Annotated in this window: 22 protein-coding genes and 1 pseudogene; 17 read left to right on the plus strand and 6 right to left on the minus strand. The window is 69.5% G+C overall.

All coding sequences use genetic code 11. The features are described from left to right. Positions 1-323: 323 nt before the first annotated feature. Positions 324-1,784 (plus strand): MFS transporter, encoded by a 1,461-nt coding sequence (locus tag ACIRGA_RS18350; protein ID WP_400942606.1) that lies wholly within the window; start codon positions 324-326, stop codon positions 1,782-1,784. Here the strand turns inward: ACIRGA_RS18350 and ACIRGA_RS18355 are convergent. Beyond that, on the minus strand, positions 1,745-2,341 hold the full coding sequence (locus tag ACIRGA_RS18355) for a nitroreductase family protein (protein WP_400942502.1): 597 nt from the start codon (positions 2,339-2,341) through the stop codon (positions 1,745-1,747). The genes ACIRGA_RS18350 and ACIRGA_RS18355 overlap by 40 nt on opposite strands. 227 nt (positions 2,342-2,568) lie before the next feature. Here ACIRGA_RS18355 and ACIRGA_RS18360 point away from each other — a divergent pair, with 227 nt between their 5' ends. Together ACIRGA_RS18360 and ACIRGA_RS18365 are read left to right on the plus strand one after the other, a co-directional pair. After that, positions 2,569-3,834 carry an aspartate kinase gene (locus ACIRGA_RS18360; RefSeq protein WP_125679736.1) on the plus strand — a complete coding sequence of 422 codons (1,266 nt, stop codon included), beginning with the start codon at positions 2,569-2,571 and terminating at the stop codon, positions 3,832-3,834. Next, on the plus strand, positions 3,834-4,874 hold the full coding sequence (locus ACIRGA_RS18365) for an aspartate-semialdehyde dehydrogenase (RefSeq protein WP_400942503.1): 1,041 nt from the start codon (positions 3,834-3,836) through the stop codon (positions 4,872-4,874). The genes ACIRGA_RS18360 and ACIRGA_RS18365 overlap by 1 nt, the downstream gene beginning before the upstream one ends. 99 nt (positions 4,875-4,973) lie before the next feature. Here ACIRGA_RS18365 and ACIRGA_RS18370 read toward each other — a convergent pair whose 3' ends face one another. Both ACIRGA_RS18370 and ACIRGA_RS18375 read right to left on the minus strand, forming a co-directional pair. Beyond that, positions 4,974-6,080 (minus strand): DUF4034 domain-containing protein, encoded by a 1,107-nt coding sequence (locus ACIRGA_RS18370; protein ID WP_400942504.1) that lies wholly within the window; start codon positions 6,078-6,080, stop codon positions 4,974-4,976. 9 nt (positions 6,081-6,089) lie between these two features. Next, positions 6,090-7,589 carry a M48 family metallopeptidase gene (locus ACIRGA_RS18375; RefSeq protein ID WP_400942505.1) on the minus strand — a complete coding sequence of 500 codons (1,500 nt, stop codon included), beginning with the start codon at positions 7,587-7,589 and terminating at the stop codon, positions 6,090-6,092. Between the two features lie 238 nt (positions 7,590-7,827). Here ACIRGA_RS18375 and ACIRGA_RS18380 point away from each other — a divergent pair. Further along, positions 7,828-8,637 (plus strand): annotated as a pseudogene (locus tag ACIRGA_RS18380) (RtcB family protein); the annotation flags it as partial. 85 nt (positions 8,638-8,722) lie between these two features. Here the strand turns inward: ACIRGA_RS18380 and ACIRGA_RS18385 are convergent. The 3 genes from ACIRGA_RS18385 to ACIRGA_RS18395 all read right to left on the minus strand — a co-directional run bounded on the left by ACIRGA_RS18385 (position 8,723) and on the right by ACIRGA_RS18395 (position 11,094). Further along, the gene (locus ACIRGA_RS18385) at positions 8,723-9,988 is read right to left on the minus strand and encodes a tyrosine-type recombinase/integrase (protein ID WP_400942507.1); all 1,266 of its coding nucleotides are present in this window, start codon (positions 9,986-9,988) and stop codon (positions 8,723-8,725) included. 77 nt (positions 9,989-10,065) lie between these two features. After that, a complete protein-coding gene (locus tag ACIRGA_RS18390) occupies positions 10,066-10,377 on the minus strand; it encodes a hypothetical protein (protein WP_400942508.1) in 312 nt (103 codons plus the stop codon). 207 nt (positions 10,378-10,584) lie between these two features. Continuing rightward, complete coding sequence (locus ACIRGA_RS18395) at positions 10,585-11,094, minus strand: hypothetical protein (RefSeq protein ID WP_400942509.1); 510 nt, start codon at positions 11,092-11,094, stop codon at positions 10,585-10,587. Positions 11,095-11,294: 200 nt separating this feature from the next. Here ACIRGA_RS18395 and ACIRGA_RS18400 point away from each other — a divergent pair, with 200 nt between their 5' ends. From ACIRGA_RS18400 to ACIRGA_RS18460, 13 genes are all read left to right on the plus strand, one after another. Then, positions 11,295-11,678 carry a hypothetical protein gene (locus ACIRGA_RS18400; protein WP_400942510.1) on the plus strand — a complete coding sequence of 128 codons (384 nt, stop codon included), beginning with the start codon at positions 11,295-11,297 and terminating at the stop codon, positions 11,676-11,678. After that, complete coding sequence (locus tag ACIRGA_RS18405; RefSeq protein ID WP_400942511.1) at positions 11,675-11,911, plus strand: helix-turn-helix domain-containing protein; 237 nt, start codon at positions 11,675-11,677, stop codon at positions 11,909-11,911. The genes ACIRGA_RS18400 and ACIRGA_RS18405 overlap by 4 nt, the downstream gene beginning before the upstream one ends. 87 nt (positions 11,912-11,998) lie before the next feature. Then, positions 11,999-12,430, plus strand: coding sequence for a hypothetical protein (locus tag ACIRGA_RS18410; RefSeq protein WP_400942512.1), 432 nt, complete (start codon positions 11,999-12,001; stop codon positions 12,428-12,430). Then, entirely contained in the window at positions 12,427-12,729 is a 303-nt protein-coding gene (locus ACIRGA_RS18415; protein WP_400942513.1) for a hypothetical protein, read from the plus strand. Before ACIRGA_RS18410 ends, ACIRGA_RS18415 begins: the two co-directional genes overlap by 4 nt. Next, on the plus strand, positions 12,726-12,980 hold the full coding sequence (locus ACIRGA_RS18420) for a hypothetical protein (RefSeq protein WP_400942514.1): 255 nt from the start codon (positions 12,726-12,728) through the stop codon (positions 12,978-12,980). The genes ACIRGA_RS18415 and ACIRGA_RS18420 overlap by 4 nt, the downstream gene beginning before the upstream one ends. Beyond that, positions 12,980-13,432 (plus strand): SsgA family sporulation/cell division regulator, encoded by a 453-nt coding sequence (locus tag ACIRGA_RS18425; protein ID WP_400942515.1) that lies wholly within the window; start codon positions 12,980-12,982, stop codon positions 13,430-13,432. Before ACIRGA_RS18420 ends, ACIRGA_RS18425 begins: the two co-directional genes overlap by 1 nt. Beyond that, positions 13,429-13,902, plus strand: coding sequence for a hypothetical protein (locus ACIRGA_RS18430; RefSeq protein ID WP_400942517.1), 474 nt, complete (start codon positions 13,429-13,431; stop codon positions 13,900-13,902). The genes ACIRGA_RS18425 and ACIRGA_RS18430 overlap by 4 nt, the downstream gene beginning before the upstream one ends. Beyond that, entirely contained in the window at positions 13,899-14,564 is a 666-nt protein-coding gene (locus ACIRGA_RS18435) for a DNA translocase FtsK (RefSeq protein ID WP_400942519.1), read from the plus strand. The genes ACIRGA_RS18430 and ACIRGA_RS18435 overlap by 4 nt, the downstream gene beginning before the upstream one ends. Beyond that, the gene (locus tag ACIRGA_RS18440) at positions 14,561-14,893 is read left to right on the plus strand and encodes a hypothetical protein (protein WP_400942521.1); all 333 of its coding nucleotides are present in this window, start codon (positions 14,561-14,563) and stop codon (positions 14,891-14,893) included. Before ACIRGA_RS18435 ends, ACIRGA_RS18440 begins: the two co-directional genes overlap by 4 nt. Continuing rightward, positions 14,890-15,237: a hypothetical protein gene (locus ACIRGA_RS18445; protein WP_400942523.1), complete on the plus strand. Its 348-nt coding sequence runs from the start codon at positions 14,890-14,892 to the stop codon at positions 15,235-15,237. The genes ACIRGA_RS18440 and ACIRGA_RS18445 overlap by 4 nt, the downstream gene beginning before the upstream one ends. Then, positions 15,237-15,620 carry a hypothetical protein gene (locus ACIRGA_RS18450; protein WP_400942525.1) on the plus strand — a complete coding sequence of 128 codons (384 nt, stop codon included), beginning with the start codon at positions 15,237-15,239 and terminating at the stop codon, positions 15,618-15,620. Before ACIRGA_RS18445 ends, ACIRGA_RS18450 begins: the two co-directional genes overlap by 1 nt. Next, complete coding sequence (locus ACIRGA_RS18455; protein WP_400942526.1) at positions 15,620-15,853, plus strand: hypothetical protein; 234 nt, start codon at positions 15,620-15,622, stop codon at positions 15,851-15,853. Before ACIRGA_RS18450 ends, ACIRGA_RS18455 begins: the two co-directional genes overlap by 1 nt. Beyond that, positions 15,850-16,284 (plus strand): hypothetical protein, encoded by a 435-nt coding sequence (locus tag ACIRGA_RS18460; RefSeq protein ID WP_400942527.1) that lies wholly within the window; start codon positions 15,850-15,852, stop codon positions 16,282-16,284. Before ACIRGA_RS18455 ends, ACIRGA_RS18460 begins: the two co-directional genes overlap by 4 nt. Positions 16,285-16,466: the final 182 nt, after the last annotated feature.

Consider the following 16,466-nt stretch of genomic DNA (forward strand, 5'->3'; position numbering starts at 1 on the left):
GGCCCGGCGGCGGGTCCTTGGGGGGGGTGTGGGGGGGTTTTTCCCCCACCCCCCCCCCCCCCCCACCCACGACCCACCCGCACCGACCATGCCACGTTTGCCTTACCCCTCAATAACCCTCATTAACACTCACGACCTCGACCAGGATCGTACATATAGATATAAACCCGACGCCACGCAGTCGAAAAGTGTCCCATGTGGACACTCGGGCCATGGAGGGCCACGTGACCACCCGCACCCTGACGGCCGCGTGGGTGTACCCGCGAGGTGTACCCACGGCACGGGGATGGCTGCCGCGGCGGCACCGGCACATCGTCGAGGTCATGACACGACCGCACACCCGGGCCTGGTTCGGCCTGCTCGTGATCCTCTGCCCGGTGCTCCTGGTCTCGATGGACGGATCGATCCTGTTCCTCGCGATGCCCCGGATCAGCCAGGCGCTCACCCCCACGGCCGATCAGGCGCTGTGGATCCTGGACGTCTACGGCTTCGCGGTCGGCTCGCTGCTGATCGCGTTCGGCGCCATCGGCGACCGGTACGGGCGGCTCAAGCTGCTGATGACCGGCGCCGCCGTGTTCGGCCTCGGCTCGGCGGGCGCGGCCTTCGCCCCGAATCCGGAAGCGCTCATCGCCTTCCGCGCCCTGATGGGGCTGGCGGGCGCGACGCTGCTGCCGTCCGCGCTGGCCGTGCTGAGCGAACTCTTCCCCGATCCACGGCGCCGGGCGCGGGCCATCGGGGTCTTCGCGGCCGCGTTCGCCGCCGGTTTCGCGATCGGCCCGGTCGTCGGCGGGGTCCTGCTGGAGCGGTTCGCGTGGGGCACGGTCTTCCTGGTCAACCTGCCGGTGATCGCGGTGTTCCTGGCGCTCGCGCCGCTGTTGCTGCGGGAGGCGCGTTCCACCCGGCAAGGCCGTGTCGACGTGCTGAGCGTGCTGCTCTCCGCCGTCGGGCTCCTGCTCGCGATCCACGGGATCAAGCACGCGGCCGCCGACGGCCTGTCCGCCTTAGCGGTCTCCACGGGGATCGCCGGCGCCGGGCTGCTGGCGTGGTTCGTCCGGCGGCAGCGAGGTCTGGAGTACCCCCTGATCGAGTTCTCCCTGTTCCGCGACCGGGTCTTCACGATCGCGATCGTCACCGGGCTGGTGCCGCTGGCGGCGTGGTCGGCGGCCGCCTACCTGTCGGGGATCCACCTGCAGTCCGTGCTCGGCCTGCCCGTCCTGTCCGCGGCGTTGCTGGCGCTGCCCGGGGCGGCCGTGCTCACGATCACGTGCGTGGTCACGCCCGCGCTGGTCGACCGCGTCGGCAAGCGAGCGGCGCTGGTCGGCTGCCACTTCTCCATCGCCGCCGGGCTGGCGCTGCTGCTCATGACCGGGGCCACGGGCGGCGCGGGCTGGTACGTCGCGTCGACGGTGGTCGCCGGGGTCGGTTACGGCATCTCGTTCAGCGTGGTGGCCGACACGGCCGTCGCCGCGGTACCCGCCGAACGCGCGGGAGCCGCGGGCGCGATCGCCGAGACGAGCAACGAGATCGGCAACGCGCTGGGCATCGCGCTCGTGGGTTCGCTCGCCGCGCTGGTGTTCCGCCTGGTGGGCCCAGGCCTCGCGCCCACCCTCGGCGAAACCCTCGAGATCGCGCCCACGACGGCTCTTGACGCGAAGGAGGCCTTCGTCGCGGGCCTCCACACCGCCGCCGCGGTGCTCAGCCTGCTGCACGTCGGGCTCGGAAGCCTCGCCCTGCGCTGGCTCCCTCAGCCGGAGAAGGCGCTCGTGCCCCACGCGTCGGCGTAGGCGAACTCGGCCAGGGGAATCCGCTCGCGCGGCGCCTTCTCGCGCTCGATCCGCCAGTCCTCTTCGAGCACCGACGGGTCCGCGGGGTGCCCGACCGCGATGGCGACCTTGGGGACGACGTCGTCGGGAAGGCCGAAGGAGTCCTTCGCCGCTTCGGCGGAGAAGCCCGCCATCTGGTGCGCGATGAGACCGAGGTCGACGGCCTGGAGCACGAGGTTCTCGCTCGCCAGCCCCAGCCCGTACTCGGCGTACGGGACGTCGCCCTTCTCGTTCGTGGTCACCATCACGCCGAGCAGCAGCAGCCCGGCGCGGTGGGCCCACGCGCGGTTGCCCGAGTTGAGCGTCGAGAGGATGCGGTCGAACGACGGCGTGCCCCGCAGCCCGACCAGGTAGCGGGCGGGCTGGGTGTTGCCGAACGACGGCGCCCAGCGGGCCGCTTCGAGCAGCGCTCGGAGCTGATCTTCGGTCACCGTGGCGGCCTCGTCGTAGGCGCGCGGGCTCCACCTGGCGGCCAGGATCGACGCGATCGGGGTACTTGTGTCGGCTGGTTTGTGCACCGCCGGACCATAACAAGGGGTGCTCTCCGTCACTAAAGTGAAAGGCCTCCGACTATTTCGTTGGTGTTAAGGAAGATTTACTTCGGGAAGTCCTCTAAGTGGTGGTCAGGACCACTTACGAGGGTGGCGAGCGTGCGCGACCCCGGTAGGCTTTCGCCCAAATAAGGGACGCGGGGGCTCCTCGGTGCCCACGAGGAGCACGCCCGGCCCGTCGAGGAGGTTCGGGCGTGGCCCTCGTGGTCCAGAAGTACGGCGGTTCGTCGCTGGAAAGTGCCGACCGGATCAAACGCGTCGCGGAACGCATCGTCGCCACCAAGAAGGCGGGCAACGACGTGGTCGTCGTCTGCTCCGCCATGGGCGACACGACGGACGAGCTGCTCGACCTGGCTCAGCAGGTCAACCCGGCGCCGCCGGAGCGTGAGATGGACATGCTGCTCACAGCGGGTGAGCGCATTTCCAACTCGCTGGTCGCGATGGCGATTTCGGCGCAGGGCGCGGAGGCCTGGTCGTTCACCGGTTCGCAGGCAGGCGTGGTGACGACGTCGGTGCACGGCAACGCGCGGATCATCGACGTCAGCCCCAGCCGCGTGACGGAGGCCCTCGACCAGGGCTACATCGCGTTGGTGGCCGGTTTCCAGGGCGTGTCACAGGACACGAAGGACATCACCACCCTGGGCCGCGGCGGTTCGGACACCACCGCCGTCGCGCTGGCCGCGGCGCTGAACGCCGACGTCTGCGAGATCTATTCCGATGTGGACGGTGTGTACACCGCCGATCCCCGGGTCGTGTCCGACGCCCGCAAGCTCGACACCATCGCCTACGAGGAGATGCTGGAGCTCGCCGCGAGCGGGTCGAAGATCCTGCACCTGCGCTCGGTGGAGTACGCGCGCCGCTACGGCGTCCCGATCCGAGTCCGTTCTTCCTACAGTGACAAGCCGGGCACCACGGTGACCGGTTCTATCGAGGAGATCCCCGTGGAACAAGCGTTGATCACCGGTGTGGCGCACGACCGCTCCGAAGCCAAGATCACGGTGACCGGAGTGCCGGACCACGCCGGTGCCGCCGCCAGGATCTTCCGGGTGATCGCCGACGACGAGATCGACATCGACATGGTGCTGCAGAACGTGTCCAGCACCGTCTCCGGCCGCACCGACATCACCTTCACGCTGTCGAAGGCCAACGGGGCCAAGGCCGTGCAGTCGCTGGAGAAGATCAAGGACGAGATCGGCTTCGAGTCGGTCCTCTACGACGACCATGTCGGCAAGGTGTCGCTCGTCGGCGCGGGGATGCGGTCGCACCCCGGTGTCACGGCGACGTTCTGCGAAGCGCTCGCGCAGTCGGGCGTCAACATCGAAATCATCAACACCTCGGAGATCCGGATCTCGGTGCTCATCCGGGACGCGCAGCTCGACGACGCGGTGCGCGCGATCCACGAGGCGTTCGAACTCGGCGGCGACGAAGAAGCCGTCGTCTACGCGGGGAGTGGTCGCTGATGTCGGAAGGTTTGCGGGTAGGCGTGGTCGGGGCGACCGGCCAGGTCGGCGGCGTCATGCGCCGTCTGCTGGCCGAACGGGGTTTCCCGGTCGCCGAAATGCGGTACTTCGCTTCGGCGCGGTCCGCCGGTTCGAAACTTCCTTGGCAGGACCAGGAAATCGTCATCGAGGACGCGACGACCGCGGATCCGTCCGGTTTGGACATCGCCGTGTTCTCCGCCGGTGGCGCGACCTCCAAGGCGCAGGCGGAGCGGTTCGCCGCCGCCGGCGCCACGGTGATCGACAACTCGTCGGCCTGGCGGATGGACCCGGACGTCCCGTTGATCGTCAGCGAGGTCAACCCGGAGGCGATCAAGGAGGCGCGCAAGGGGATCATCGCGAACCCCAACTGCACCACCATGGCCGCGATGCCGGTGCTCAAGCCGCTGCACGCCGAAGCGGGACTGGTGCGGCTGGTCGCCAGCACCTACCAGGCGGTGTCCGGCAGCGGGCTCGCCGGCGTCGAGGAGCTGGAAGGCCAGCTCGCCGCGGCGGCGCCGAACGCGGGCGCCCTGACCCACGACGGCGCGGCGGTGACCTTCCCCGAGCCGAAGAAGTACGCGCGGCCCATCGCACACAATGTCCTCCCGCTCGCCGGGTCCATTGTGGACGATGGCCTGTTCGAGACGGACGAAGAGAAGAAGTTCCGCAACGAGAGCCGCAAGATCCTGAGCATCCCGGAGCTGCTGGTCTCCTGCACCTGTGTGCGGGTGCCGGTGTTCTCCGGGCACTCGATCTCGATCAACGCGGAGTTCGCGCAGCCGCTTTCGGTCGCCCGCGCGACCGAACTGCTGGCCGGCGCGCCCGGCGTGGAGCTGTCGGACATCCCGACCCCGCTGCAGGCCGCGGGCCAGGACCCGTCGTACGTCGGGCGGCTGCGGACGGATCCGGGTGTCGACGGCGGTCGCGGCCTGGCGCTGTTCCTGTCGAACGACAACCTGCGGAAGGGCGCGGCGCTCAACGCCGTGCAGATCGCGGAACTGGTCGCCGCCAACTCCTGACGACCCAAGTCCGTGAAGGCCTCCTTCCCTACCCTCAAGGTAGTGAAGGAGGCCTTCACGGATCGTCGCAGCGGCGGGTGACGGCCCGCATTCAGAGGACTAAACGCGCGTGGCACCGGCGCAGGCCGCGTACCGCGTGGCGAGGAAGTCGCCGCGCGGATCCCAGCTGTAGGACCACATCCCGCCGTCGGCCCGGGTCCCCATGAACCGGAACTGCTCGACGGCCTCGTCGAACCGCCCGTTCTCCACGAGCGCCTTCGCCGCGTAAGACCGGTCTCCCCGCGTCGCCGGGTGGTCGCGTCCTTCACCGTTGAGCCAGGCCACGATTCCGTCGAGCGCGCCGGCGACCCGCGGGTCACGCCAAGCGGGGACGTCCTGGAGCTCGGATTCGTGCGCGGCGACCAGCAGCAGCGGGGCCAGCGCCGCTGATTTCGCCGCGGCGGTCTCGGCGAACTCCCACATCAGCTCGGCCGAGCCGGACCACTTCGGGCACCAATACTGCAAGGCCCGCGAATGCGCCCCGTGATGCAGCGGATCGCGCGCGACGACTTCCGCCCAGACCTCGAGGTACCGGTCGTTGTCGTACTGCCGCCCCATCCCGACCGCGAGCGCGGTCGCCCACGGCGTCGGATCCTCGGGGGCGAGCGCCGCGGCTTCGCGCACGGCCTCTTCGGCCCGCTCCAGCACCCGGAAGAACGCGGCGAACTGCTCGTCGGTGACGTGTTTCGCCTGGAGCCCGCTGCGCACCTCCCAGGCCACGTGCACCAGCGATTCCGCGTTGACCAGCGCCGCTCCCGCGTCGCCGGGACGAGCCTTGCGCCACGCCCGAAGCCACTCGTCGTCCTTCGCGGCGGCCTCGCCGAGCACGCCGGTGACCATGTTCCGGCGGTCCCAGTTCCCCCAGGTCGACGCCAGCAGCGCCGCGGCGCCCTGCCAGTCGCCCCGCGCGATCGACTCCCGCGCGGCGAGGATCTCCCCGTCGGTCCAGTACTCCTCGGCCGACACCTCGCTGTCCGGCGGAAGGCCCCAGCGCGTGACATCCGGGATCTTGCCCTTGAACTTGGGCTTCTCCGGCGGCAGCAGCGCGGCGAACTCCTCCGGCGTCAGCACGTTGTTGAGTTCGTCGATGCTGACGCCGCGCCGCTTCGCTTCCTTCATCACGGCGAAGACGGCCTTGCGCTGACGGGATTTGAGCAGCCAAAGCATGGAAACTCCTTAAGAACGAACAAGAGTGGAAGACGGCCGGTAGCCGGCGGGCACCCCGGCGGCCGTCAGGAGCGCGCGCAGTGGCGCGGTGTCCGCTTCGGCCGCGGTCGCCTTGTCGAGCGCCGGTGCGAGCTGCTCTTCCAGCCGCTCGTCCACGGTGAACGGCGCCGGTCCGGACCACGAGAGTGACCATCGCCCCGCGCCGACGTCGGTCAGCGCCGCGTGCACGACGATCGTCAGCCGCCCGCGGACGGAGACGGCGTCGAACTCACGACGGGCGCGCGGACCGGCCCCGGCGGGCGGCTTCCGCTCAGGGTCGGCGATTTCCTCGTGCCGGCCCGCTTCGAGCAGGTCCAGCGCCATGTCCAAGGTGCGTTCCCCCAGGATCTCGGCGGCCGCTTCGGCGGCGACGTGGCGGCGGCCGATGGCGACCAGTGACTGCCAGTCCGTCCGCCGCTTGGTGCGCGCCTCGTCGGAGAAGACCGTGAACAGCGCCTCGTCGAGCATCGCCTCGGCGCCGGTCAGCAGTTCGGTCGCCGGGCGCTCGCCGCCGGGACGGACCGGGATCCGGGTGCCCGCTTCGAGTGCCCCGACCCGGTCTCGGATGGCCGGATGCGTGTCCCACCGCGAGGTCTCGTCCTCCGACGGGTTCCGGCGCATCTCCTCCATCTGCTCGGCCCTGGTCGGGTCGGTGAGCAGCGCGCGGTAGCCCTCGCCGAACCGGTCCGGGAGATAGCCCGCGTCCCAGCCGATCGCGGCGTAGTTGTTCATGAAGAACCGCCAAGTGACGGCCAGTGCTTCGATCTCGCGCAGGGCCGAGGTCGCCGCGTCGGTGCCCGCGAGCCGCGCCGAGACCGCGTCGGCCGCGAGCTCCTGGGCTCGGCAGACGCTCATCGAGACCATGAAATAGAGCTTCGCGTACTGCTTGAAGAGCCAGCCGACGAAGCGCTCGAAATAGCCGTCGCGGTCGAGGCCGTTGACCACCCGCGCGATCGACTTGCGCCCGCGATAGGTCAAGGCGGAGAACCGCGTGTCCTTGTTGCTGTAGTGCCCCAGTTCGTGCGCGAGGACCGCGCGGAACTGGTCCTGGCGCAGGCCCATGATCAGCGGCACGCCGATGATCATCCGGCGCCGCAGCACCCGCAGCCCGAGCCACGAGGTGCGCTCGGTGACCGCGGCGTTGACGTCCGGATCGAGGTAGATCTCGTCCGGCGGACGGGTACCCGCCTCGGCCGCCAGTTCCCGGACCAGCGCCCAGAGGGCGGGCTGGGACTCCGGCGTCACCTGGACGCCGGGTACGTCGTCGCCGGTCACCCGCTCGACCGTGAGCAGGGTCTTCAGCAGGATCCAGCAGACCGGGACGGTGATGATGCCGAGCTTCACCGCCGCGAAGACGTTGTGCCGCAGCGCCAGCACTTCGAGCGCCACGATCCCGCCCACGAACGCGAGCACGAGCAGCGGGAACCCCGCCAGCAGGACGGCAGCGAGCAGCCCACGAAAAGACTTCACTGTGAAACGGACCTTCCCCAGAGTTGGTGTACCCCCGACACCGAGCGCTCATTGTGCCCGAAGCGCCTCCCACGACCGATCACTTTTCGAATACGATCGAAGACTTCGCGATGAACATCACCCTGGCCTCGGGGTCGCATGTGGACTGTCCATTGTGGAGCCAGCTAATTGCCTTGTCCGGTTCGTCCGGCCCGTGCATGCTCAAGGGCGACAAAACGTTTTCCACGAAGGGAAAGTCATGTACACGGCGGTCGAAGGCTCGCGGGTTCCGATCCGGATGTGGGCGGACCCCGCATCGGTCGAGGACCAGGCCATGCGACAGCTGCACAACGTCGCCAACCTGCCCTGGGTGCACGGCGTCGCGGTCATGCCCGACGTCCACTACGGCAAGGGCGCGACGGTCGGCAGCGTGATCGCGATGCGCGACGCGGTGTCCCCGGCCGCCGTCGGCGTGGACATCGGCTGCGGGATGAGCGCGGTGCGGACCTCGCTCACCGCCGCCGACCTGCCCGACGACCTGCTGAAGCTCCGCCGCCGGATCGAATCGGCCGTCCCGGTCGGGTTCGGCCTGCACAAGACCCCGGTGAACCCGGCGAAGGTGCACGGTGTCGGTGGCTGGGACGCGTTCTGGAAGTCCTTCGGCGACCTGCATCCCGGCGTCCAGGACCTGCATGACCGCGCGTCGCGCCAGATCGGGAGCCTCGGCGGTGGTAACCACTTCATCGAGGTCTGCCTCGAACAGGGCGGCGAGGACGAAGGCCGCGTGTGGCTGATGCTGCACTCCGGTTCGCGCAACATCGGCAAGGAGCTCGCGGAACGGCATATGGCCGTCGCGCGGAAACTGCCGCACAACGCGGACCTGCCGGATCCGGACCTCGCGGTGTTCGTCGCGGGCACGCCGGAGATGCAGGCGTACCGGCGAGACCTGTTCTGGGCTCAGGACTACGCGGCGCGCAACCGCGCCACCATGGTCGCGCTCGTGAAGCAGGCGCTGAAGGACGTCGTGCCGCAGACGACGTTCGACGACGCGATCTCCTGCCACCACAACTAGGTAGCAGCACCGCGCCGACCAGCGGATTTACGTTTACGAGCGTCTGCGAGTCTGTGTCAGATTACGCGAATGTATTCCCTGGTCAACCGGCAGATCGGCGAACGTGTCCGCGATCTTGTGCGAGTGCCTGCGAGTCGACGTCTGCCCCAGACTTTGCCCCAGATCCGGCCTTCGTATCCGACGTCTGCCCCAAGCCACCCTCAAGCACGGTGAGCTGCGGATACTTTGACAACGCCGCAACGAGCTTCATTCGCGCGGCGGGGGTCTGCTGCACGTACTCCTGTGCCTGGTCGAGGGTGGCGTGTCCGAGGATCTCGGCGATCTGAAACGCGTCCAGGCCGCCCTCGGCGGCGCGGGTGGCCCACCCTCGCCGGATCGCGTACGGGCTGCGTCGCGGCACCTTCGCAGTCTCGGCAGCGTTGTTCATGTGCCAGCCCATCGTGTCGGGGTGCATGATCCGACCGCGCACGGTCAGGAACGTCAAGACACCGCTACACGGCAGGCCGTCGCTGTGGGCGAACCCGCACCCCTTGCTCTCGTCTCGTCCGCCTATGCGCCGTTCGGCGATCTCGCATGCCAAGTCGGTCAGCGGCACCCACCGCACGTCGCCGTCCTTCGGGTACGGGCGGAGGATCCGGCGCCGTTTGACGAACGTTTCGGCGACCAGCATCCAACCGCGGTCGAGGTCGAGTCGGTCGGAGTGCAGGCCGCACAGTTCGCCGGGGCGCAGGCCGGTCTCGAGGCCGAACGCCAGTGCGTCCCGGTAGTCCTCGCGTAGGTGCTCGCTCATGGCCGCGTTCGACTTCGTCGACAGGTACGGCTTGGGTTTCTTGTACCGCTTGGGGAGCTTGACCCCGGCGAGCGGCGAGGCTGTGAGCACCTCCTCATCCAACGCTGCTTTAATCGACACGTTGAACACGCTGAAAATGCGGTGCACGTAGCCGGGGGACATGCCGGGGCGAACCTTCAGTTCGCCCTCTTGTACCCAATGTTTGACCGCTTTGTACGAGATCTCGCATAGGGGGACATCGCCCCATTTCGGGCGCAGGTAGCCCTCGACAATGTATCCCTCGGTCGCTGCGGTGTCCGTATCGTTAGAATTGCGCCCCCCGGCGAGGTGATCCCACCACACGCCCCATTTCGTGGTGGCCTCCATCGGCACCTCGGAGGGCGCGGCAGCCTTGCGGCGCGCGTCGACTTCCTTCTCGTTGGCGGCTGCCTTCGCTTTCTTCTTGGTCTCGTACCGGACGGTTTTCCCGTCGAGATCCTTTACGTACTTCTTTGCGCCCGCGCTATCGCGGTAGCCACCACGGAAACCACCTCCGGGGTACGGATCGGCCCAAGGCATTCTCTCGACCTCCTATGTTTCTACGTTGCAAGAGCCGGGGGAGAGCGGCTCGACCGTGGCGCCGCTCTCCCCCGGCGCTAAGCACCGCGGAAACGGCGTTCCAATCGAGCTATCTCAAAATCGGTCGCGTCGCCGACCGGGTGGTCGGCTTGGTCGATCTGGTCCTGTCGCAGTGCGATGATCACGCTTTGTGTGCACAGGGTCAGAATCGCCGCGACCCAAACGACGGCGACCACCGTGCAATTCAAGATCAGCAGCGGCGCGCTCCACTCAAAGTGGTGGGCGGTAACTGCATGTGCGGTCAGTTCGGCAGTGAGAAACCCGGCGAGCCAGAACAGCATGCGATGGAGCGGCACAGTGGTGGGTCCTGGTACGGGGCGCTTGTGCATGTTGAGCCTCCTTCTGCCAACGGGGGTGACCCGTTTGGCAGAAGGTTTTTCGGCGACCGGTAGCTGCGTGTTAGACGTCGGACGAATACGCAACCTGATTGGAGTAAACCACCGGAGACGCCTTCACCCATGTGGCCTAGTGTGCGGGTTAAATCTTCGGTAACTCGCTTGCGAACTCTATCGAAGCACCTAGGATGACCAGCCGCTTTAGGGTTTCCGGCCCTCATCATCGAGGGCCGCGGCAGCCTCGGCGGCCTCGGCCTTGATCTCGAAAACGGCCTTGAGGTAGTTCAGCTGCGCTAGCCGCCCGTCCTCCATTCGGATGCGCCGCGCTTCGGCCAAGTGGTCCTCATCGGAGGTCTCCAGTACCCGCGCGCGGAAACTCGCCGACCACTCATGCGCCCGGTGAGGCTTCGCCGACGGCGGGCCCGCGGGGCCGGCGGTTGGCGGGATCGGCCCGCCCTCGAGGATCACCCGCGCGGTGTCCTCATTCCAGTTCGGAAGTGCCCGCCCGACGGCGACCAAGACCGCCTCGGCTACTCCGGGCTTGCCGTTCTCGAGTAGCTCGAGGCTGCTCACGTTGAGCCCCTCATGCTCCCGTGCGAACGTCGTCCGCCACTTGTGGCCGGCCGCTTGTCGGGCGATCGCGACGGCGTCACCGAGGCGCCGGCGCGCTGTCTCCGAGTAGTTCGCCGTGCGCGTTCTGCCGTTGGCCATGCGCGCATCATGCCGCATGCCCCCGCATGATGCACGTCTTCCCGGTTGATGCTTCCACTTGCCCTTGCCCTCAAACTCCCTGAGTAAGGTCCGCATGGTTAGGCATCATGCCGCATGGTCGCGCATGGTTCAACCCTTAATTAGGCGATGATGCCGGATCATGCTTGACCTGTCGCGCATGGTCGCGCATGATGTGCCGCATGCCCCTCCTAAATGGACAGAGGGTCCGCCACCGGGCGGCATTGCTCGGTTGGGACCTGCACACCCTCGCGGCTGAGGCCGCGCTCCCCGTTCGCGCAGTGCAGAACAGCACGCGGGCGGAACGCCCCCAGACGATGAAGATCACCCGCATCTACGCGCTCGGCCGCGCTCTCGCGCAGCACAGCGAGGACCCGGTCAAGGTCGCGGCCGACATCGTCGCCGACCCCGAAGTCGCCGCCGAGATCCTCGCCAGCAACAACAACGACGGCGTACCGGACACGCCGCCCAAGCAGCCGACCCGGACGAACACCGGGCCCACCCGGCGCGAGAACACCGAACAGACCAAGGGCCCCCGCCGGAACAACGCCGAGGTCGCAGCGTGACCAGCTCACCGTGGATGACGTTGCAGGAGGCCGCGGACTACCTGCGCTTGCACCTCCGGACCGTGCAGCAGAAAGCGCTCGAGTACGACCGATCGGGCGGTAAGAGCGGGCTCAAGAACATGCAGCCGTCCGGCCCGGACGGCAAGCGGTTCGTGCACATCGACGACGCCAACCGCTGGATGGAGAAGCAGCCGCCGTCGCGCGGCATCCGCCGGTTCTCCGTCGCTTCCTGACTTCCCCCAAGAAAAGAGCCCGCCTCGCGCATGCAGGCGCGAGACGGGCATGGGCCCCGCGGGGCCCCGACCAGAGGAGATGCCCTCATGATCGCAGCGAAGGATACCGCCACCGTCGGCCGCCATCGTTCGTGTCGCCCGACGTCGTTCCGGGCGTGGTTTCGCCGGGTGACCGGCCGTGTCTACGGCGCCCCGGTCGAGGCGACCCGGATCCTTCCGGCCGTCGGCGACCTGATCGACCACCCCGACGTGCGAGCGATGCAGCTGCGCGCGCTCGGCGACGTCGAGGTCAAGCTCTCCCCGGAGTTCCTGCCGGGCGAGTGCGGATGGTGCCCCGGATCGCGCCGGATCACCACCGTGCGGGTGCACGGCGCCCCGGATCCGGAAGACCCGCGCGACCCGCTGCAGGTGGCCGAGGTGTGCCACGTCTGCGCGATGCGCCCCTACGGCCCGGTCAGGCAGGCCCTGATCGAGCGCATCGACTACACGCGCCCGATCCGTCTCGAGGTGTGCCCGTGACCGCGGATCGGTTGACCGAGGAACGGCTGCGTGAGGCGCTCGAGGACTTCACGAGCGTGCTGCAGGAGGAACGCGACAAGTGCGCGGCGATCGCGAAGGGCGGCGCGTGGCGCGAGGGCGCCCGCGTGGGCGGCCTGTCGACCGCGCTCACGCTGCTGTGGACCTTGACGCGCGGCGAGTTCGGCGAGGACCCCGAGACGCGCACGCGGCAGGTGTTCGGCGAGCTCGACCGCACGGTCGCCGCGATCCGCGCTGACCGCGCGGCCGTGGTCGACGGCGAGCGGGGTGGGCAGCGATGACGGTCCGCCTCGACATCCCGCCGCCGCCCCCGCCCTCGCCGCCGCGACCGGTCCCGGTCCCGCCGCTGCTCGAGGTGCGCGAGTCGTTCGACGGCGTGGTCGCGATCCGGAGCGGCCGCGGCGGGTGCCTGCGCAGCCCGTGGTCGGTGGTCTACGTGCCGCCCGGTTTCCGCCTCTCCTACGTCCTGCAGGCCCTCCGCGACGACCAGGTCGCCGGGTGGGTCCGCCTTGTCCAGGAAGGAAAGTCCTGATGATCGACGCCGATGGGGTCACGTACCCGACCCGCGCTCGGCTGGTCGTGCGCAAGTTCGGCGCGGGCGGGCCCGCCGAGGCGCGCCCGGTCGCGATCGAGTGGCACTACGACCGCGCCGAACCGTGGGCGATCACCATGCAGCTGACCGGCACCGCGTACGTGTACCGGTTCGCCCGCGAGTTGCTCGACCGCGGCCGGATCGAACCCGCCGGGACCGTCGGGCAGGTGTTCGTGCAGCCGCTGTTGTCGCAGTGGGTCGAGGTCACGGTGCGCTGCACCTGCGGCACGGGCACGTGCACGTCGGTCGCGCTGTTCTCGTTCGATCACAGCGAGATCGACAACGTGCTCGACGTGACCGAGCAGCTTGTGCCGCTCGGCGCCGAGGCCGACCAGGTCGACGAGGCCGCGGTCGACGCCGAACTCGCACGCATCGCGTATGGCGTGGCGTGAGCACGCGTTCGCACCTGTCGGTGGCGGGCGGCGACGGCGAGCGCCGTCCCGCCCGCCGCCGCAAGACCGACACGACGGTCGTGTCGGGCTACGACTACCCGCGCAACCCGCTGCTGCAGTACAAGCCCGGCCCGGATCCCACCGGCTGCCCCGCATGCGCGTGGCGCAAGGTCGAACTCTGCCCGGTTCACCTGACGTGGCAGGCCGCGGCGGACTACTACGGCCACCCCGCCGTGGCCGCCCCGGATCCGACGGACTACCCGACCAGCCCGCCCCTGTTCGAGGTCGACCAGCCGCTGTTGCTGCGCGGCAACCTGCGCTGCGCCGTGACCCGTCGCGAGTGGACGGCCGTCGGGTGGGTGTACCTGGTCGCGCTCCACCCGCGCGGCACTCCTACCTCGGCCCGTGAAGCCGAGTTCACCGCGCTCCCGCCCGGTGAGCACCACGACACCACGAAGGGAACGCCATGAGCGTGAGCCTGTCCGGGCGGCTGCCCAAGGACGACAAGAACGGTCTCGGCAGGATCTCCTCGACGCTGGTCGAGGACTCGGCGAGTACGCACCTGATCGTCGCCGTCGTCGACTGCGCGACGGTCACGACCAACATGGACACCGGCGAGGTGATCCCGACCGCGCGCATCGTCGCCGTCGAGGCGTTCCCCGGCTCGAGCGCGGACGCGAAGCAGCTGCGCCGGATGTTGCGCGAGGCGTACGAGCAGCGGACCGGGCTGCAGGCGTTGCCGTTCGAGAAGACCGCGACCGCCCCGGCCGACGCCGCCGGCGACTTGCTGCGCGACGGCGCCGGGGTGGTCGTGTCGTTCCCCGGCTCGAGCTCGAGCTCGAGCAAGACCCCCGAAGAGGTAGACCTGATCTGCCAGGCCGCCGATCTGGTGATCTCGGCGAACCTCGCCTCGCCCACGATGCTCGCCCGGAAGATGCGCATCGGGCACGCGTCCGCCGAACGGCTCATGCAGGAGCTTCGGCGCCGGGGCGTGGTCGGCGAGGCCGAGGACTCCGGCGAGCCGCCGGTGCTTGCCGAGGCCGCCGACCTGCCCGCGATCGTCGAGGCGATCCGCGGCCCGCGCGCCGACGAGGACCAGGCCGCCGACGACATCGATCCGGACGAGTCGTGACCTGCGCGCCCCGCCCGCGCGAGGACCTCACGACCGTGATCCGGCAGGCCACCGCGCAGTGGGCCCGCCGCCACAACGCCGAGGCCCCGCTGCCGGACTTCGCGGCCTACCTCGCGGACAACGTGCAGCACCGGGTGATCGACCCGCTGTTCGCCGACAGCCGCGCCTACATCGCCGAAGTTGAGGCCGACAACTCCATGTTGGCCGACGAGACCGCCCGCCTCGGCGAGGCGCTCAAGGCAAAGACCCTCGCCGCCGAGACCGCCATCGCCGAACTCGAGCAATCCCGCCAGACCACCCCCGAACTCGACGAGAAGGAATCAGCATGACCACCACCGACCCGGCGCCGTCCATGACGGACGCCGATCGCGACCTGTGGCGCGAGCGGTTCGCCCACGCCGCGCGCGAACCCGTCCGCGCCGCCGATATGGCCCCGGTTCTCGCCGTCCTGGTCGAGGCGCTCGAGACCGTCAACACCGCGCACGCGCAGCTGCTCGCCGCCGACGGGCTGCTCGAAACGCTGTTCGGCTACCTCGCCACCGGCGAGCGCGGCAACCCCGGCGAGCCCGCCCGCCGCACGGGCTGGATCTCGCAGCGCCGGATCGACGAACTCGGCGAGCGGCTGCGCGCGTGGCGCGCGTCGTGGGCCCCGACCGGTTCGGCGGTGTCCTAATGGGACTGAACGTCGCCGAGGCGAACTCGGCCAACTCCGTACTCCGGTACGTGATCGCCCTGCAGACCGCCTACCGGCCGCCGACCGCCCGCGAACTCGAGGGAATGGAAGACCTCGCCCGCGGCGCCACCAAACGACTGCTCGCCGGGCTCAACGACACGCACGTGCGTGAGGCGTTCGCCCGCCCCGCCGAACGGATCGACCTCGACGACTCCCGACACCCCGTGTGGGGCGCCGTGTGCGACAACGCCGGATCGCTCGAGGCGATCGTCGCGGCGGCCGCCGCGCCCGACCCGGTCGCCGCGTTCAACCGGCTGCTCGCCACGGTCGTGCGCGACGTCGTCGCCCTGTACGACCCCACCGCCACGGCGGGGGGCGCGTGATGGCCGCACGGAAACGCGTCCGCATCGTCGCGCTCGACCGCGCCGCCCGCGTGCTGGTCGACGGCGTCGACATCTCCGGAGTCGTCTCCGGGGTCGAGGTCTCCCTGTCGCCGGGGCAGCCCGCCGAGGTCACGCTGCGCGTGCCGCGCGCCAACGTGGTGATCGACGGTCTCGCCGACCTCGCCGTCGTCGCCGACGACACCGCCCCGCACAGCGAAGGGCCGACGGCATGACCGACCAGAACGACACCCGCGAGGACGTGGTCGTCACGGCCGAGGTGTTCCTGCGCGCCGCCGGCGCCGACTCGCCGGAGACGGCCGACGCCGTGGTCGCCGAGTACCTCGGCGACGGCGACCCGATCGACCGCTACGGCCGGTTGTGGTCGCTGATCTCGGTCGGGCTGGTCGTGGTCGGCGAGACGCTGCGCGCGTTGATGAACCCGCCCGGCCCGGTCGTGCTCGAGGCCGAGGAAACCCCCGACCTGACCGAGTTGACCGCGATGAAGGCGATCACGGCGCAGGTGAACCTCGACGGCGAGGCCGCGCAGGACGTCGTCACCGGCCACGTGGCCGCCGAGGGACTCGAGGGTCTGGTCGACCTGCTGCGCGCGTTCCTCGACGTCTACCGGCTCAACGCGATTTGGGGATCGGAGACGACGCCGTGACCGACCCCGAGGACCTGCTGCGCAAGTGGCGCGAGGACATCGACAGCGTGCCCTTCCCCGACGACGACGTCGTCGCCGATCCCGGCGACCGCCCTGCAGACACGGGCGGTCGCTGACCGGGCGGGGCCGGAGTCGCTACGGCGACCCGGCCCCGCTTTCCAACTGGGACAAGGAGAAAACGT

The organism is Amycolatopsis sp. NPDC102389, from assembly GCF_044765885.1.
Classification (GTDB): Bacteria; Actinomycetota; Actinomycetes; order Mycobacteriales; family Pseudonocardiaceae; genus Amycolatopsis.

Bases quoted from the DNA above. Each gene is read 5' to 3' on its own strand.
- ACIRGA_RS18450 (WP_400942525.1), top strand. From the start codon at position 15,237: ATGGGACTGAACGTCGCCGAGGCGAACTCGGCCAACTCCGTACTCCGG.
- ACIRGA_RS18445 (WP_400942523.1), top strand. From the start codon at position 14,890: ATGACCACCACCGACCCGGCGCCGTCCATGACGGACGCCGATCGCGAC.
- ACIRGA_RS18460 (WP_400942527.1), top strand. From the start codon at position 15,850: ATGACCGACCAGAACGACACCCGCGAGGACGTGGTCGTCACGGCCGAG.
- ACIRGA_RS18425 (WP_400942515.1), top strand. From the start codon at position 12,980: ATGATCGACGCCGATGGGGTCACGTACCCGACCCGCGCTCGGCTGGTC.
- ACIRGA_RS18400 (WP_400942510.1), top strand. From the start codon at position 11,295: ATGCCCCTCCTAAATGGACAGAGGGTCCGCCACCGGGCGGCATTGCTC.
- ACIRGA_RS18420 (WP_400942514.1), top strand. From the start codon at position 12,726: ATGACGGTCCGCCTCGACATCCCGCCGCCGCCCCCGCCCTCGCCGCCG.
- ACIRGA_RS18350 (WP_400942606.1), top strand. From the start codon at position 324: ATGACACGACCGCACACCCGGGCCTGGTTCGGCCTGCTCGTGATCCTC.
- ACIRGA_RS18390 (WP_400942508.1), bottom strand. From the start codon at position 10,377: ATGCACAAGCGCCCCGTACCAGGACCCACCACTGTGCCGCTCCATCGC.
- ACIRGA_RS18455 (WP_400942526.1), top strand. From the start codon at position 15,620: ATGGCCGCACGGAAACGCGTCCGCATCGTCGCGCTCGACCGCGCCGCC.
- ACIRGA_RS18365 (WP_400942503.1), top strand. From the start codon at position 3,834: ATGTCGGAAGGTTTGCGGGTAGGCGTGGTCGGGGCGACCGGCCAGGTC.
- ACIRGA_RS18370 (WP_400942504.1), bottom strand. From the start codon at position 6,080: ATGCTTTGGCTGCTCAAATCCCGTCAGCGCAAGGCCGTCTTCGCCGTG.
- ACIRGA_RS18395 (WP_400942509.1), bottom strand. From the start codon at position 11,094: ATGGCCAACGGCAGAACGCGCACGGCGAACTACTCGGAGACAGCGCGC.
- ACIRGA_RS18435 (WP_400942519.1), top strand. From the start codon at position 13,899: ATGAGCGTGAGCCTGTCCGGGCGGCTGCCCAAGGACGACAAGAACGGT.
- ACIRGA_RS18410 (WP_400942512.1), top strand. From the start codon at position 11,999: ATGATCGCAGCGAAGGATACCGCCACCGTCGGCCGCCATCGTTCGTGT.
- ACIRGA_RS18385 (WP_400942507.1), bottom strand. From the start codon at position 9,988: ATGCCTTGGGCCGATCCGTACCCCGGAGGTGGTTTCCGTGGTGGCTAC.